This window comes from Herbaspirillum sp. C9C3 (genome assembly GCF_013359625.1).
Classification (GTDB): Bacteria; Pseudomonadota; Gammaproteobacteria; order Burkholderiales; family Burkholderiaceae_D; genus Herbaspirillum.
Map to the genome: position 1 here is coordinate 92,577 of NZ_JABFMQ010000004.1, position 14,867 is coordinate 107,443.

Annotated in this window: 14 protein-coding genes and 1 tRNA gene; 13 read left to right on the top strand and 2 right to left on the bottom strand. The window is 60.7% G+C overall.

Annotation, left to right across the window (positions count from 1 at the left end; all coding sequences use genetic code 11):
• Nucleotides 1–58: 58 nt before the first annotated feature.
• Nucleotides 59–1,705 carry an OFA family MFS transporter gene (locus HNO82_RS05835; RefSeq protein ID WP_175343050.1) on the bottom strand — a complete coding sequence of 549 codons (1,647 nt, stop codon included), beginning with the start codon at nucleotides 1,703–1,705 and terminating at the stop codon, nucleotides 59–61.
• Nucleotides 1,706–1,932: 227 nt separating this feature from the next.
• On the opposite strand from HNO82_RS05835, the gene HNO82_RS05840 reads away from it, so the two are divergent.
• Together HNO82_RS05840 and HNO82_RS05845 are read left to right on the top strand one after the other, a co-directional pair.
• A complete protein-coding gene (locus HNO82_RS05840; RefSeq protein WP_175343051.1) occupies nucleotides 1,933–3,000 on the top strand; it encodes a substrate-binding domain-containing protein in 1,068 nt (355 codons plus the stop codon).
• Nucleotides 3,001–3,137: 137 nt separating this feature from the next.
• Nucleotides 3,138–4,106: a LysR family transcriptional regulator gene (locus tag HNO82_RS05845; protein ID WP_175343052.1), complete on the top strand. Its 969-nt coding sequence runs from the start codon at nucleotides 3,138–3,140 to the stop codon at nucleotides 4,104–4,106.
• Nucleotides 4,107–4,123: 17 nt separating this feature from the next.
• Here HNO82_RS05845 and HNO82_RS05850 read toward each other — a convergent pair whose 3' ends face one another.
• A complete protein-coding gene (locus tag HNO82_RS05850; RefSeq protein ID WP_175343053.1) occupies nucleotides 4,124–5,038 on the bottom strand; it encodes a LysR family transcriptional regulator in 915 nt (304 codons plus the stop codon).
• Nucleotides 5,039–5,207: 169 nt separating this feature from the next.
• Between HNO82_RS05850 and HNO82_RS05855 the strand changes: the two genes are divergently transcribed.
• From HNO82_RS05855 to HNO82_RS05905, 11 genes are all read left to right on the top strand, one after another.
• Nucleotides 5,208–6,146, top strand: a complete 939-nt coding sequence (locus HNO82_RS05855; protein ID WP_175343054.1) for a D-hexose-6-phosphate mutarotase — start codon at nucleotides 5,208–5,210, stop codon at nucleotides 6,144–6,146.
• 239 nt (nucleotides 6,147–6,385) lie between these two features.
• Nucleotides 6,386–7,465, top strand: coding sequence for a tartrate dehydrogenase (locus HNO82_RS05860; RefSeq protein WP_008327101.1), 1,080 nt, complete (start codon nucleotides 6,386–6,388; stop codon nucleotides 7,463–7,465).
• 134 nt (nucleotides 7,466–7,599) lie between these two features.
• Nucleotides 7,600–7,725, top strand: a complete 126-nt coding sequence (locus HNO82_RS22345; protein WP_008327100.1) for a hypothetical protein — start codon at nucleotides 7,600–7,602, stop codon at nucleotides 7,723–7,725.
• 18 nt (nucleotides 7,726–7,743) lie between these two features.
• Nucleotides 7,744–8,184 carry a surface-adhesin E family protein gene (locus HNO82_RS05870; protein ID WP_008327099.1) on the top strand — a complete coding sequence of 147 codons (441 nt, stop codon included), beginning with the start codon at nucleotides 7,744–7,746 and terminating at the stop codon, nucleotides 8,182–8,184.
• A gap of 78 nt (nucleotides 8,185–8,262) precedes the next feature.
• A tRNA-Leu gene (locus HNO82_RS05875) sits at nucleotides 8,263–8,347 on the top strand.
• Between the two features lie 208 nt (nucleotides 8,348–8,555).
• A complete protein-coding gene (locus tag HNO82_RS05880) occupies nucleotides 8,556–9,815 on the top strand; it encodes a tyrosine-type recombinase/integrase (RefSeq protein WP_175343055.1) in 1,260 nt (419 codons plus the stop codon).
• Between the two features lie 102 nt (nucleotides 9,816–9,917).
• Nucleotides 9,918–10,556: a hypothetical protein gene (locus HNO82_RS05885; RefSeq protein ID WP_175343056.1), complete on the top strand. Its 639-nt coding sequence runs from the start codon at nucleotides 9,918–9,920 to the stop codon at nucleotides 10,554–10,556.
• A 132-nt stretch (nucleotides 10,557–10,688) separates the two neighbouring features.
• The gene (locus tag HNO82_RS05890) at nucleotides 10,689–10,922 is read left to right on the top strand and encodes a helix-turn-helix transcriptional regulator (RefSeq protein ID WP_175343057.1); all 234 of its coding nucleotides are present in this window, start codon (nucleotides 10,689–10,691) and stop codon (nucleotides 10,920–10,922) included.
• Entirely contained in the window at nucleotides 10,922–11,194 is a 273-nt protein-coding gene (locus tag HNO82_RS05895) for a helix-turn-helix domain-containing protein (protein ID WP_175343058.1), read from the top strand. Before HNO82_RS05890 ends, HNO82_RS05895 begins: the two co-directional genes overlap by 1 nt.
• A complete protein-coding gene (locus HNO82_RS05900; protein ID WP_175343059.1) occupies nucleotides 11,194–11,526 on the top strand; it encodes a hypothetical protein in 333 nt (110 codons plus the stop codon). Before HNO82_RS05895 ends, HNO82_RS05900 begins: the two co-directional genes overlap by 1 nt.
• Nucleotides 11,523–14,237, top strand: coding sequence for a DUF927 domain-containing protein (locus HNO82_RS05905; RefSeq protein WP_175343060.1), 2,715 nt, complete (start codon nucleotides 11,523–11,525; stop codon nucleotides 14,235–14,237). The genes HNO82_RS05900 and HNO82_RS05905 overlap by 4 nt, the downstream gene beginning before the upstream one ends.
• The last annotated feature ends 630 nt before the right edge of the window (nucleotides 14,238–14,867 follow it).

Here is a 14,867-nt window from a genome sequence, read left to right on the forward strand (position 1 = left end):
AGGCCGGGTGGAGCCGGCCTGCCGATGAAGCGAAACTACGAACGACTCAACTGCGCGATCAACGGAACAGCACGGCCGATTTCTGCAACACCAGGGTGATGCCCCAGATCAGCGGAATACCCACGGCCGCCCATGCCAGACCGATCACCACCGGGTTGCCGCCAGTACCGATCTGCGACATGTCGCCCGAACCTGCAGTGGCGACGGCATCGGCTGCCGACTTTTCGTGGGCCAGCTGCTTTTCACGGGCCAGTTCTTCCGGCGTCATGAAGTGCTTGGCCGCGACCGGACGGATCAGCAGGTTGCAGATCAGACCCAGCACCAGCATGCCCGCCAGGATGTACATGGTGGTGTTGTAGACCTGGCTCTTGGGCATGCCCAGGGAGAGCTGGTACTCACGCATGTAGTTCACCACCACCGGGCCCAGGATGCCGGCGGTTGCCCACGCGGTCAGCAGGCGACCGTGGATGGCGCCCACCATCTGGGTGCCGAACAGGTCGGCCAGGTAAGCCGGCACGGTCGCAAAACCGCCACCGTACATCGACAGGATGATGCAGACTGCGCCCACGAACAGCGGGATGTTGCCGGCCTTGGCCGACCACGGCAGGCTCACGTACAGCACGAAGCCCAGCACGAAGAAGATGGCATAGGTCATCTTGCGGCCGAAGAAGTCCGAGCACGACGCCCAGGCGAAACGGCCACCGATGTTGAACAGCGAAATCAGACCGGTGAAACCGGCCGCCAGTGCGGCGATGGCTGTCTTCTGCTCGACCGACAGATCATTGAAGCCGATGTTCAGACCCAGCAGCTTGCCGCCGAAGACTTCCTGCAGCATCGGCGAGGCGATGCCGATGACGCCGATACCGGCCGACACGTTCAGGCAGAGCACCAGCCACACCAGCCAGAACTGAGGAATGCCCCAGACCTTGGAGACGTGCACGTGGTTCTGGGTGATCATGGTCGCCGAGGACTTGGCCACCTGCGGGGTCCAGCCAGCCGGCTTCCAGCCGGTGGGCGGTACGCGGTAACCGAAGGCACCGGCCATCATGAAGACAAAGTAGATGATGGCCATGACCACGAAGGTTTCCCACACGCCCACGGAAGTGGGGGAGGCGAATTTCTTCATCAGTGCATCGGCCAGCGGCGTGCCGACCAGAGCACCACCGCCGAAGCCCATGATGGCCATACCGGTGGCCATGCCGCGACGGTCAGGGAACCACTTGATCAGGGTCGACACCGGTGAGATGTACCCCAGGCCGAGGCCGACACCACCGATGACGCCCGAACCCAGCCACATCAGCCAGATCTGGTGCGTCTTCACGCCCAGGGCCGAGATCAGCAAGCCGCCGCACCAGCAGATGGCAGCGACCACGCCGGCCTTGCGGGGACCGGCGTGTTCCAGCCAGCCACCCCACAGTGCAGCGGAGATGCCCAGCAGGACGAAGAACATGGTGTACATCCAGCCCAGCATGGAAATCTTCCAGTCACAGGTGGACGAGAAGACTTGCGCGAAGAAGCCGATGTCAGCGCCGCAGGCGATGGGCGCGGTCACGCCCAGTGCCTTGGACAAGGGCAGCCAGAATACGGAAAAACCGTAAGCCATGCCGATGCACAGGTGGATTGCGAGCGCCGCCGGCGGGACCAGCCAGCGATTGAAGCCAGGCTTGGCGACTGTGTGTTCCTTGTTCAGGAAATCGAAAGCCATTATTCCTCCGAATATTTTATGAGTGTGATGTGGGCAAATCGAAGGAAGGATTGCATCGCAAAGCCGGTAGGGCCGGATCGTGACACCGACCCATCTTTGCGACGATATCCTTCTCTTTTCGTTGATTTATTTATGTACAACACCGCATATATTTTCTATCATTTATGCAGAGTGACGCGAAATTATCACCGATAAACGGCCGTATCAATATGCTTTATTTCACATAAATGTTCAAAGTCCACATCAAACCTCACTGGGAAATCGCCTACGACAACGAGGCGGCGCTGGACACGGCCAATCTGTTGACGCTGCTCACCGCAATCCAGCAAAGCGGCTCGATTGCACGTGCCGCGCAATTGACGCGCTATTCCTATCGTCATGCCTGGGGTCTGTTGCGCGAGGCCGAGCGTCTGTTCGGTAATGCCCTGATCGAAAGCGGGCGTGGTCGCGGCACCACACTGACCGATTTCGCCAGCAAGCTGTTGTGGGCCGATCGCCTGGTGACGGCACGCCTGTCGCCCACCCTGGACAGCCTGGCCTCGGAACTGGAAGTGGAGCTGGGAAAAACGGTCGAAGGCAAATCCGAGAAGGTGCGCATCAACGCCAGTCACGGTTTTGCGGTGGCGGCGCTGTTGAACAAGATCAACGAAGGCCGCCTGCCGGTGGAGGTGCGTTATCGCCACAGCACCGATGCCGTGGCCGCGCTGTCGCGCCAGGAATGCGACCTGGCGGGCTTTCATGTTCCGCTGGGCGAATTCGAGAAACCCGCCATCGCCACCTATGCCAAATGGCTCAACAAGCGCAGCGACTGCCTGATCCACCTGGCCATCCGCAACCAGGGTCTGTTCGTCGAGCCGGACAATCCCAAGGGCTTGCGCGGCCTGGCCGACCTCACCCGCACCGACCTGCGCTTCGTCAACCGCGAGGCCGGTTCGGGTACGCGCATGTTGCTGGAACTGATGCTTCAGGGGGCCGGCATCACCCACAAGAAGATCAACGGTTTCGAGAACACCGAGTTCACGCACTCGGCGGTGGCCGCCTTCATCGCCAGCGGCATGGCCGATGTCGGTTTCGGGGTGCAGACCGCCGCGCATCGCTTCGGTCTGGGCTTCATTCCGCTGGTGCGCGAGCGTTACTTCTTCGCGCTGCCGGCGGCCTCCCTGCAGGATCCGCTGATCCGCGCGGTGATCGACATCCTGCAATCGGATGCCTTCCGCAAGGTGGTCAACAATCTGGCCGGCTACGACGCCACTGACATGGGCAAGATCCAGACCATCAAGGAAGCCTTCGGCTAAGCCGCAACGCGGCCCCGCGCCCCTTGCCCCAAACGGCGCTTGTGGGCGCCCGGCGAAGCGGCTACACTCGCGCCCCTGGCCTGCTGCCGTCCTGGCGGCAGGCCTTGTCACTTTCGCTGCCACTGCCTCACTGCGCCATGAATTCCGCTGCCAGTCCTGCCCCTGTGTTCTCCCCTGCCCTGCCCGCACTGACCGCAATGGATGCGCGCCTGCTACGCCTGCTCGACGCCGTCCTCGATGAAGTCCATCTGGCGCGCGCCGCAGCGCGAGTCGGCCTGCCGCTACCGGCGGCAGCCAGTGCACTGGAGCGCTGCCGCCAGCTGCTGCGCGATCCGCTGCTGGAAGACGGCGGTACGCAGATGCGACTGACGGCCACCGCACAAGCCCTGCGCGAACCCCTGCGCCTGGCGCTGGCCGGGGGCACCGAGGCAGCACAGGCGCTCCTCCCGGCGCCGGCACAGGCGACTGTGACCCAGCGCGTACGCATCCTCATGCCGGATTATCCGGCCCAAGTGGTAGCGCATGCGCTGTATCAGGCGCTGGCCGCCGACGCGCCGTCGCCGGACCTGGAGTTTCAGACCTGGCTGGGTGATGCCGATGCCGTGGCTCGGCTGGAGCGCGGACAGACCGACCTGGTGCTGGGCAGTGCCGCACCGACCGGCCAGGTGCGCGGGCGCGAAGTGCTGCAGGAACGCTGCGTGGCCGTCATGCGGCGCGACCATCCGGCTGCGCACGCACTGACTCTTGCGCGCTGGCTCTCGTATCCACATCTGCAGATCGCCTGCCACGACACCCTCAACCGCATGATCGACGAGCAGATTGCCATGCAGGGTCTGCGCCGCCGCATCGGCATGGTGGTTCCCAATTTCCTGATGGTGCCGGCGCTGTTGCAGGGCTCGGACCTGATCGCCGTCATGCCCATGCACTGCGTGCCGGCGGCTACCGCCGCGCATCCGGTGGCGCTGGCCTGTCTGCGCCCGCCGCTGCCGCTGGAGGCACCCCCACTGCGGCTGCTGCAACATCGCCGCCATGTGGAAGATGCCTCGGTGACGCTGGTGGCGCAGGTGCTGGAACGTATCGTGCGGCAGCGATTCGACGGACGTTGAACGCGAGTCTGGCCTGCTTACACCGTGGCCGATGATGCGGTCACATCCAGATGCTTTTGCAGGAAGCGCACGCATTCGCGCACCTTGGCTGAATTCTTCAGTTGCACGGGATAGACCGCGCACAGGTCGGCCTCCTGGGCATACTGCGGCAGTACCCGCACCAGCCGTCCGCGCTTGAGACTGTCGGTCACATCCCAGATCGAGCGCAGGATGATGCCGTGCCCGTCCACGGCCCACTGATGGATGATCTCGCCGTGATTGGAGGCCAGAGCGCCCGAGACCTTGACCGTTTCCTGCCCCTTGGGCCCCATCATGCGCCAGATGCCGAAGGACTGGTTGCGCTCACGGATCACCAGGCACTGGTGCTGGCGCAGCGCGGCCAGATCAGCCGGTGCGCCGTGCTTCTTGAGATAGGCGGGACTGGCGCACAGCACACGCTGGCTGGGCAGGATGCGCCTGGAAAACAGATGCGGCTCATGACCCGCGCCCACGCGGATATCGAGGTCGATTCCCTCATTGACCAGATCGATCTGCCGGTCCACCAGCTCCAGTTGTATCTTCAGTTCCGGATGTTCGGTGGCAAAGCGCGACAGCAAGGGCGACACCACCTTGCGCCCCAGTCCGAAGCTGGTACTGATCTTGAGCAGCCCGCGCGGCACGCGCTTGGCACTGCTGACGGTTTCCATCATCTGCTCCACATCGTCGAGGATCTTGCGCGCCCATTCATGGACGTTGCCGCCATCCTCGGTCATGACCACGCTGCGCGTGGTGCGGTGGAACAGCCGCACACCCAGCGCCTGCTCCAGCAGCGCGATGCGCTTGCTGATGAAGGCCGGGGAGGCACCCACTTCGCGCGCCGATTCGGCAAAATTGCTGTGGCGCGCCACCACGCAGAACAGGCGCAGGTCTTCCAGCAGGGGAGAATTGTTCACGATATGTAGCCGATGAAGTCCACGATTCGTGGATTATAGTCCTGACCCCGTCTCCGCTCGCATCACAACGAGACGCAGCGCATCGCCTGCCCGCGCGCCCGATCTCCCGCAAAGGCCCGAAATGTGGCAGTCTTGCACCATCGCAACGAATTCTCTTGGAGTGTCCGGCATGAGCCTCATCGAAGAACAGGAAGTCCCGCCCGATCTTCCGCATATCCAGCGCATCGAAGTCAACCAGCTGCAATGTCTGCGCGTGCAGACTGCGCGCGCTGAACTGCTGATCGCCGAGCAAGGCGCGCAGGTGCTGCGCTACCAGGTGCACGGTCAGGAACCGGTGATCTGGATGAGCGAGGAAGCCGCCTTCGAAGCCGGCAATTCGGTGCGCGGCGGCATTCCGGTGTGCTGGCCGTGGTTCGGCGACCTCATGCGCAATCCACCGCAGGTGCAGGCCCTGCACGCGGGCGGGCGCCTGCCTGCGCACGGCCTGGTGCGCGGCATCCCCTGGCTGCTGATGGAGAACGCCATCGAAGGCGATACCGTGCGTCTGGTACTGGCCATCCCGCCCACCAGCGAATCACCGGCGCTACGCCACCTGCCCCCGGGGATCGAACTGCGCCTGGAAATCCTGCTGGACGACCGCCTGCATCTCAAGCTCACCACCCGCAACGGCAGCGAAGAGCACCTCGCCCTGACCCAGGCACTGCACAGCTACTTCGCCGTCAGCAGCATCCACAACGTGAGCGTCGATGGGCTGGAAGGCCGACGTTACATCGAAACCCTGGAAGGCTGGGCTGAGCGCGAACAGAAGCGTGCGCTGGTGGTCAGCGGCGAAACCGACCGCATCTACCTCGACCTGCCGCCGCACCTGACCATCCGCGACGAGGGCTGGAACCGTCGCATCCACATCCAGGCCAGCGGCTCGACCTCGGCCGTGGTCTGGAACCCCTGGGTGAGCAAGGCACGCCGCCTGTCGCAGTTCGCCGATGATGCCTGGCAGCGCATGCTGTGCATCGAGACGGCCAACGTGATGGACGATCTGGTGGAACTGGAGCCCGGCGCCGAGCATACCCTGGGCGTGACACTGTGGGGCGAGGCCGCGGGCAGCTGAGGCGCAGCCATGTCGCGGGCAGGCCGCAGAACAGGCAGTGTCGGGATGACCGCACTGCCTTTTTTCATGGCTGACGCTTTCTGCACTGTTCACGAATCGTGTTTTATTACATCACCAGTTCGTGGATGATCCATCGCGTGAAGCGATTTATGATGAGGGCATGTTTTCATTGCCCGGTCACCTCGGGCAGCCCGTCGACCAGTCAACCAGTCAACCAGTCATTCAGAGGAGCAGCAACGATGAGCAAGACCCACAGAATCGCCGTCATCGCCGGCGACGGCATTGGCCAGGAAGTGATGCCCGAAGGGCTGCGCGCGGTCGAGGCCGCCAGCAGGAAGTTCGGCATCGACATCGAATTCACCCATTTCGACTGGGCCCATTGCGGCTACTACGCCAAGCATGGTCAGATGATGCCCGATGACTGGTTCGATCAGTTGAAGGGATTTGAAGCCATCTTCTTCGGCGCGGTCGGCTGGCCGGCCACGGTGCCGGATCACGTTTCGCTGTGGGGTTCGCTGCTGAAGTTCCGCCGCGACTTCGACCTTTACGTCAACCTGCGTCCGGTGCGCCTGATGCCGGGCGTACCCTGCCCGCTGGCCAACCGCAAGCCGGGCGACATCGACTTCTACGTGGTGCGCGAGAATACCGAAGGCGAATATTCGGCCATCGGCGGCCGCATGTTTGAGGGAACCGAGCGCGAGACCGTGATCCAGGAATCGGTATTCAGCCGCAAGGGCACCGACCGCATCCTCAAGTTCGCCTTCGAGCTGGCACAGAGCCGTCCCAAGAAGCACCTGACCTCGGCCACCAAGTCCAACGGCATCGCCATCACCATGCCCTACTGGGATGAGCGCGTCGAGGCCATGGGCGCGAACTACCCGGAGGTGCGCCGCGACAAGTACCACATCGACATTCTGACGGCGCACTTCGTGCTGAACCCGGATCGTTTCGACGTGGTGGTGGCATCCAACCTGTTTGGCGACATCCTCTCCGACCTTGGCCCGGCCTGTGCCGGCACGATCGGGATTGCGCCTTCGGCCAACATCAATCCGACGCGCGAGTTGCCCTCGCTGTTCGAGCCGGTACATGGTTCGGCACCGGACATCTTTGGCAAGAACATCGCCAATCCGGTGGCCACCATCTGGTCCGGCGCGATGATGCTGGACTTCCTCGGCGATGGCCAGGGCAAGTATCGCCAGGCGCACGACGCCATGCTGGCTGCCATCGAAAACGTGCTGGTCAATGGACCGACCACGCCGGACCTGGGTGGCAAGAGCAACACCACGGAAGTGGGCAAGGCGATTGCGGCGGCGATCTGATCGGTCCGCGTCATTGCTGCAGCAGAAAGTGGCTCGCCCTGGTGCGGGCCATTTTCATGTCGGGGGTCATGTCCATTCGTAAAGGGCATGTTAGGATGGCCGCACTTTCATTTTTCGCAATCGATGAGTTGGACATGGCTGCAAGCCTGCGCATGACGCTGACAGGACACCGCGTGCTGGCGGAACTGATCTTCTGGAGCATCACCCTGGTGCTGTTGCTGGAGGACGATGTCGCCATGCTGGCCATGATGCTGACCTGACGCGACGCCCTGCCCGACATGGATCAACGCTCTTCTTCTCCCTCCCCTGCGCCGCGCCTGGCACTGCTGCTGGCGGCGGCACTGACGATGACCTGTGTGTCGGCCCATGCGGAGTGGATGCCTCTGGGGGAGAACAACATTGGCAGCTTCTTCATCGACAAGAGCAGCATCGTCACCACCCGCAGCGTGCGGCAGGCGCAGATCCTGCTGAACTGGAACCGTCCGCAACTGCTGATGGGCCAGGGCAGCAAGACCTATTACCTGTCGGAGATCTCCACCGCCTACTTCGACTGCAGCGCGCGCCAGCTTGGCTTTGGCAGCCGCAAGATGTATGCGCAGGCCGATGGCAAAGGGCAGTTGCTGCTGGCGCCGCAGCTGGCGTATTCGGATGTAAAGCTTCAGGATCCGATTCCGGGCTCGACGGGGGAACGGGCCATTGAGGCGGTGTGCGGTAAATAATTTTCACATCGGCTGTCTGCCGTAGCTATCGGGGCTTGCCCGAAGCAACGAAATCGGTAATAATCGCTGGCTCGCGTCGCCGGGATGGCGGAATAGGTAGACGCACGGGACTCAAAATCCCGCGCCGCAAGGCGTGCCGGTTCGATTCCGGCTCCCGGCACCATTAGTATGCCCAGCAAAACCAAAGTTTGCACATAAGCCCTTGATTCCAAACGGACAAGGGCTTTTTTGTTGCCCATCGTTGCCCACGCAAACCCAGTAACTGCAATCCTGAATTGCAGTAACTATCGCAGTAAACCTAAAATAGACGGGTTACTGCAATTCGAGTTACTGCATTTTCACTGCCGGTTACTGCGAAAGGGCTGCCAGCCATGGCGATCAACAAAATCTCAGACACCACCCTTCGTGGTTTGAAGGCCACGGCGACCACGCATAACGGCAAGGGCCGCATTGATGATGGCGGCGGACTGTATTTGCTGCTGGCGGTGAAGGGCGGCGGCAGAGCCTGGCGACTGGATTACACCATCAACGGCAAGCGCAAGACGATCAGCCTTGGCAAATACCCCGAAACGACTTTGAAAGTGGCGCGAGATTTTGCGGAGCAGGCGCGCAAGGAAGTGGCAGCAGGCATTGACCCCAGCGAATCGCGCAAAGCCAGCAAGGCGACGCAACGCGCCGAGCTGGCAGCAGAAAAGCGCGAGGCATCTGGCCTGCCGTCCATTGACTCATTCGAGTATGTGGCGCGCGAATGGTATGAAAGCCGCGTCAGCGGCTGGTCAGAGAGCCATGCAGGCCGCACCCTTGCCTATCTCGAAAAAGACCTGTTCCCCTGGCTGGACAAATTGCCCATCGCTGAAATCAGAGCCCCTGCCCTGCTGGAATGTCTGCGCCGTGTAGAAGATCGGGGCGCGACAGAGACGGCGAACCGGTTGCGCGAGCAGTCGGGCCAGATATGGCGCTATGCCATCGCCACGGGCCGCGCGGAGCGCGATATTGCTGCCGATCTGCGCGGCGCACTCAAACCCCATGAGGGCAAGAATTACTCGCACATCAAAGACCCAAAACAGTTAGGCCAGCTTCTGCGCGATATCGAGGGCTATACCGGCTCCCCGATGGTGAAGACGGCACTTCGCTTGCTTCCCCTGCTATTCACCCGCCCCGGCGAGTTTCGGGCTGCGCGGTGGGCAGATATTGACCTGGATGCGCGGGAGTGGCGCTATGTCGCCCCCAAGACCGGAGCCGATCATATCGTTCCGCTCTCATCTCAGGCAGTGAGCTACCTCACCGAATTGCGGCCACTCACTGGAAATGGTGAATATGTGTTTGGCGTGAGAGCTGGTGCGCGTCCCTTGTCGGAAGGCACTATCAATCAGGCTCTCAAAGGGCTTGGCTACAGTGCCGACATGATCCAGCCGCACGGATTCAGGCACACGGCGGCAACCATGCTTGCAGAAATGGGCTGGAACACAGAAGCAATCGACCGCCAGTTAGCCCACAAGGAGGCAGGCGTTAAGGGTGTCTATCAGAAGGCGCAGTACCTGGATGAGCGGCGCAAGATGATGCAGGCATGGTCTGATCATGTGGACACTTTGCGCGCCGGTGCGACCGTTATACCAATCAAGGCCGCCTAGCGGCTAACTTTTTGTCATGCCTACCGCGACGGCGGGAAAACAGGTTATTGCCCCTTTGACCTGCTGGCATGGCTCCCGATTTGAAGGGGTAAGGGGCAGAAATTGCTAATCCAAAAGCGCGGAAGAAAACCACCCGTATTTAAGCGAGAGCAACAGCTCAAAGCGGAAGGCGGTCTTGGACCATATGATGATGAAATCGCTTGGTTACGAGAGATAACTTTCGAGCAGCTCGAACGTCTCGGTATTGATCCAGAAAATTCCGAACAAGCGGTTTCGTTTATGGCGGAGAACGCGCCATCTAATAATCTACATCAAAACGAAGGCGGCCTAAGAAAGAAAGCTGAGCAGCTCCTTGCCCAAGTAATGGTAAATCTGATGTTGACCGGCGACTCAGAAAATTACGATGAGCTAACCGTCTTCAGATTGTGTCAATCTTTTTTATATGTAGGATTAGTGGCCGGCACCCCTGATTTTGATTCGCGTTACGTTTGCCCTACGTGCATTATCAAGCAGCACTCAAAGCACAACGGCGAGAGCGGCGCTAAAAAGAGGTACGCCCCACTGCACGAACTGAGAGTATGGGCAGTCGAGAAATACAAAATGCGCAACTGGCCTTCTGCTAGCAACGCAGCGTATCAACTCATGAAGGAGGTTATCGCCCACGGGAAAACCCTCGGCGTTAGTTTGAAGGAATCGAACGCGCAAAGAACTATCGCAGAATGGTTCCGCGAGTCTGACTAGCAGCTAGACCGACACGTCTAGCCGCCACACCGACACGTCTAGCGGCTAGACGATAAAGACAAAGAACTAGCTGTTTGCGAACCTTGCATCACTCCGCCCCATTGCGGCGGCACTGTGCAAGGAAAGGCAAACATGGAAAACGCAGCATCCCCCAGCAAGGCACTCCCAGCGGACGGCATGAGCAGATGGCGAGACCTCGAACCCTTCTGCCCTTTCAGCCGCGAGAAATTCCGGCAACTGGTCATTGCCGGTAAAGCGCCCCAGCCGGTGAAGTTCTCCGAACGATGCACGGCCTACCAAAACCGCGAACTGCACAGGTTCTTTGCTGATCCGCTGAACTATCGTGCCAGCAAGGAGGGCAAATAATGTCCTCGCGCATAGATCAACTGGCGGAAATTCTCCGCACCACACCTGGCAATAGCAGGGAGGACCAGCGCTCCCGAATGATGAAGGCCATGCAGCGCACCGGCCATATCACTACCTTTGAAGCGATGCGCTTTCTGGATGTTTACGACCCCCGTCCACGTATCTACGAGTTGCGCGGCGAGGGTAAGCCCGTCAAGACAGTGATGCGGATTGAGCAGACCGAGAGCGGCGAGCATCACCGTATCGGAGTGTATATCTTGGAGGGCAAGTGATGGCCGCCACCAGCCCAGCTACACAATCCCACGCTGAAGAACTCAAGAGCCTGCGCGCTGCCATTTACGATATGGATGCGCTCTCGCAGTCTGCTTTCTACCGTATCGCCGGAATTGCAAATCTCGCCCTCATGGCGATGGAAACGCCGGAAGCATATCTGCACCCGGAAAAACTCGCGCAAGCCTTCGAGGCGATTGCCGCTATCTCTGAAGATGCGGTTAGCTGCATCAGTCACTTGGCAGAAGAAACGGGTAACTCGCACAAGGGCGGCAGTGAGGCGCGCTTTAGTGCGCGCCTCAAGGCAGAACAGATGAGGGGGGCTTGCGGATGATTGCATCGATATCTCAAGTCGAATCTCAATTCGCTGAAGCCTTGGCGGCGTATGGCCTGCAACCGCCTGAAATTGTGGCTGATGGACAACGCCGCCGTTTTGACGGCCCGGAAGACAAACCCGGCAAGAAATCCGCCTGGTACGTTCTTCACGGCGATAGTGTCCCGGCCGGGGCTTTTGGCGACTGGAAAACCGGGCTCTCCGAAAAGTGGTGCGGCAAGCCAGACAGAACGATGACGGATGCTGATCGGGCGGAGTATCGCGCCAGGATCGAGAAGGCAAGGCAGTTAGCAGAGTTTGAGCGCTTGGAGATGGAAGCCGCAGCGGCTACAGATTGCGCGAGGATTTGGGCTGCTGCGCGTGACGCCACGGACGACAACCCCTATTGCCAGCGCAAGGGCGTCAAGCCCTACGGCTTGAAAGAGTTCCGGGATCGACGCACCCTCATTGTCCCGATCCGTGACGCTACCGGCCAGATCACCAGCGCCCAATTCATTGACGCAGACGGAGGCAAGCGATTCAAGACCCACGGAAGAATCAAAGGCTGCTATTACAGCTTCGGCGGCAAGCCCTCTGACGCTTTGTTGGTCTGCGAAGGGTTTGCGACTGGCGCAAGTCTCCACGCTGCTACGGGTTTGCCCGTGGCGGTGGCCTTCAATGCCGGGAATTTGGAAGACGTAGCGCGGGCTCTGCGCGGCAAGCTGCCTGATATCAAAATTATCTTGTGCGCAGACAATGATCGTTTCAACGCAGGCGGCAATATTGGAATTGAGAAGGCCACGGCAGCGGCGCGAGCGGTGGGCGGCTATCTGGCGGTTCCCATTTTCCCCAGTGATGAAGGAAAGCCCACGGACTTTAATGACCTGCGCCAATTAGACGGCGGCGCGGAGCTGTTGCGCCAGGCTATTGAGGCAGCCCAGCTTGTGCAGGCGCAGGATTTACAAGCGGTGCAATCAGAGCAGGCCGAGGCGGTGCGCAGTGAGGTACGCACGAAAATGCCAACCCAGACGTGCCGCTATGGGGATGGACATTTTGAGCTTTCCATGCAGCGCGGCGTCTTCTATGTTGGTACAGACAGCCAGGGAAACAGCACGGCACCGCAATGGATTTGTGCCCCGCTGGAAGTCATCGCCATGACCCGTGACAGTAAAAGCGGCGCTTGGGGCCGCCTGCTGGCTTGGCACGATGCGGACGGAGTACGCCATCAACAGGCTATCCCAATGGAGGCCCTGCAAGGCGATGGTATCGACATGCGCCGGGAGCTTGCGAGTAATGGACTCGCCATCACTACCAGGCGCGGCACCCGCGATCATCTGGCGACCTATATTCAAGTCTGGCCGGTGAAGGAACGTGCGCGGAGTGTGGAGCGCCTTGGGTGGCATGGGCATGTGTATGTGACGCCAACGGAGTCCATCGGCCAAGATGGGGAGGTAGTAGTCTTCCAGAACTCTCACGCCATTGAACCTGCCTTCTCGACTGCTGGCACCCTGGACGGCTGGCGCGATACCGTGGGCAGGCTGGCCGGTGGAAATTCGCGGCTGGTGTTTGCCTTGTCGGTGGCCTTTGCTGGGCCGCTGGCGGATATCGTCAATGAGGACTCAGGTGGGTTCCATCTGCGCGGCGGATCATCGTCAGGCAAGACCACGGCACTGAAGGCAGCGGCATCTGTATGGGGCAGCCCCAGCACATACCCCAGGCTTTGGCGGGCCACGGCAAACGGCCTGGAAGGACTGGCAGCCCTGCACAATGACGGCCTGCTGATTCTGGACGAACTGAGCCAGATCGACCCCAAGGAGGCGGGCGAGTCGGCCTACCTGCTGGCGAACGGGCAAGGCAAGGCCAGAGCATCACGCACAGGCACTGCGCGCCAGTCTTCGCGGTGGCGCGTCCTATTCCTTTCTGCTGGCGAGGAATCATTAACGGCCCTGATGGCGCGGGCGGGCAAGAAGGCCAACGCGGGGCAAGAAATCCGCCTTGCTGATATCGAGGCCGACGCAGGCGCGGGCATGGGCTCCTTTGAGTTCTTGCATGACCTGAGCACCCCAGCTGATCTGGCCTTGGCCGTGAAGGAGGCAGCAGCCGCCAGCTATGGGACAGCAGGCGTTGTATGGTTGCGCGCCATTGTGAAAGACCGGGAAGCCTTGGCCGCGACCATAGCGGATGGCATGAGGCAATTTGTCACTGAGGTAGTGCCTACTGATGCAGCCAGCCAAGTGCAGCGGGTGGCGCAGCGCTTCGCACTGGTGGCGGCTGCTGGTGAGCTGGCAACGCACTACGGCATCACCGGATGGCAGCAAGGCGATGCAGAGAAGGCAGCGCGCAAATGCTTCGATGCTTGGTTGCAAGCCTTTGGGGGAACTGGGAACAGAGAAGAACGCAACATCTTGTCCCATGCACGTGCCTTCTTTGAGGCCCACGCCGCGAGCAGGTTTGAGGATATCCACGCCACCAATGAGCTCCGAATCATCAACCGGGCCGGGTTCTATCGCATCGGTGAGAATGGAGAGCGGGAGTTTCTGGTTTTGCAGGAAGCATTTAAGCGGGAACTTTGCCAAGGCTTTGATCCCAAGGCGGCAATATCTGCACTTCTGGCCGCCGGATGGTTGCAACCCGGCAAGGATGGCAGGCCGACCCAGAAACCAAGAATCCCCGTTCTTGGCAGCACAACCCGATGCTATGTGTTCACGTCGAAGATGTGGGAGGCTGAATGATGCGCCTCGACTTCTCAAAGCTAACGCAGAATAGCCCAAAAACAGTGGGGACACTGGGGACATTGGGGACAACCAATACCGGCGCGGGTTTGCGCCGTCTCCACCATGAAAACGTGACTGGGGACACTGGGGACAAAATCATAGAAAGTCGCGTATTTGTCCCCAATGTCCCCACTGCGAAAAACCACTGGGGACAGCGGAAAGCCGCGCCAGTAGCGGTGTCCCCAATGTCCCCAGCAAAAAACGGCACTTCTCATTCGTCACGGGAAAGCGAAGACTTGATCCGGGAATTTATGGAAGTAGACGGCATGACATTGGAGCAAGCGGAAGCGATGGCGGCTATCAGTATCAGACCGCGACCGATGGCCGAATGGCTGGCGGATATCCGGGAGCTTGATCGTCTAATCGCTGTTTATTGCTTGGCCGCAAGAGTCAGCCCAGAGTCAGCGGAGCGGATCAGGGAGGCCAGCAAGCGGCAGTCCCTGGCGTCAATCCCGGACTGCTTGGCGTGGTTTCGACGTCAGTGCGAAGCCCTGGAGCGGCAGAAGCAAGGATGGTGAGGCTTGATCGGATTTGAAATCCGCCCAAGTATCGGGGAGCCCGCAACCCGCGCAATGCGCGAGTTCCCCG

Excerpts from the sequence above, each read along its gene's own strand:
- HNO82_RS05845 (WP_175343052.1), top strand. The coding sequence starts at position 3,138 with ATGAATTCCGCTGCCAGTCCTGCCCCTGTGTTCTCCCCTGCCCTGCCC.
- HNO82_RS22345 (WP_008327100.1), top strand. The coding sequence starts at position 7,600 with ATGGCTGCAAGCCTGCGCATGACGCTGACAGGACACCGCGTGCTGGCG.
- HNO82_RS05900 (WP_175343059.1), top strand. The coding sequence starts at position 11,194 with ATGGCCGCCACCAGCCCAGCTACACAATCCCACGCTGAAGAACTCAAG.
- HNO82_RS05890 (WP_175343057.1), top strand. The coding sequence starts at position 10,689 with ATGGAAAACGCAGCATCCCCCAGCAAGGCACTCCCAGCGGACGGCATG.
- HNO82_RS05840 (WP_175343051.1), top strand. The coding sequence starts at position 1,933 with ATGTTCAAAGTCCACATCAAACCTCACTGGGAAATCGCCTACGACAAC.
- HNO82_RS05860 (WP_008327101.1), top strand. The coding sequence starts at position 6,386 with ATGAGCAAGACCCACAGAATCGCCGTCATCGCCGGCGACGGCATTGGC.
- HNO82_RS05905 (WP_175343060.1), top strand. The coding sequence starts at position 11,523 with ATGATTGCATCGATATCTCAAGTCGAATCTCAATTCGCTGAAGCCTTG.
- HNO82_RS05895 (WP_175343058.1), top strand. The coding sequence starts at position 10,922 with ATGTCCTCGCGCATAGATCAACTGGCGGAAATTCTCCGCACCACACCT.
- HNO82_RS05835 (WP_175343050.1), bottom strand. The coding sequence starts at position 1,705 with ATGGCTTTCGATTTCCTGAACAAGGAACACACAGTCGCCAAGCCTGGC.
- HNO82_RS05870 (WP_008327099.1), top strand. The coding sequence starts at position 7,744 with ATGGATCAACGCTCTTCTTCTCCCTCCCCTGCGCCGCGCCTGGCACTG.
- HNO82_RS05880 (WP_175343055.1), top strand. The coding sequence starts at position 8,556 with ATGGCGATCAACAAAATCTCAGACACCACCCTTCGTGGTTTGAAGGCC.
- HNO82_RS05855 (WP_175343054.1), top strand. The coding sequence starts at position 5,208 with ATGAGCCTCATCGAAGAACAGGAAGTCCCGCCCGATCTTCCGCATATC.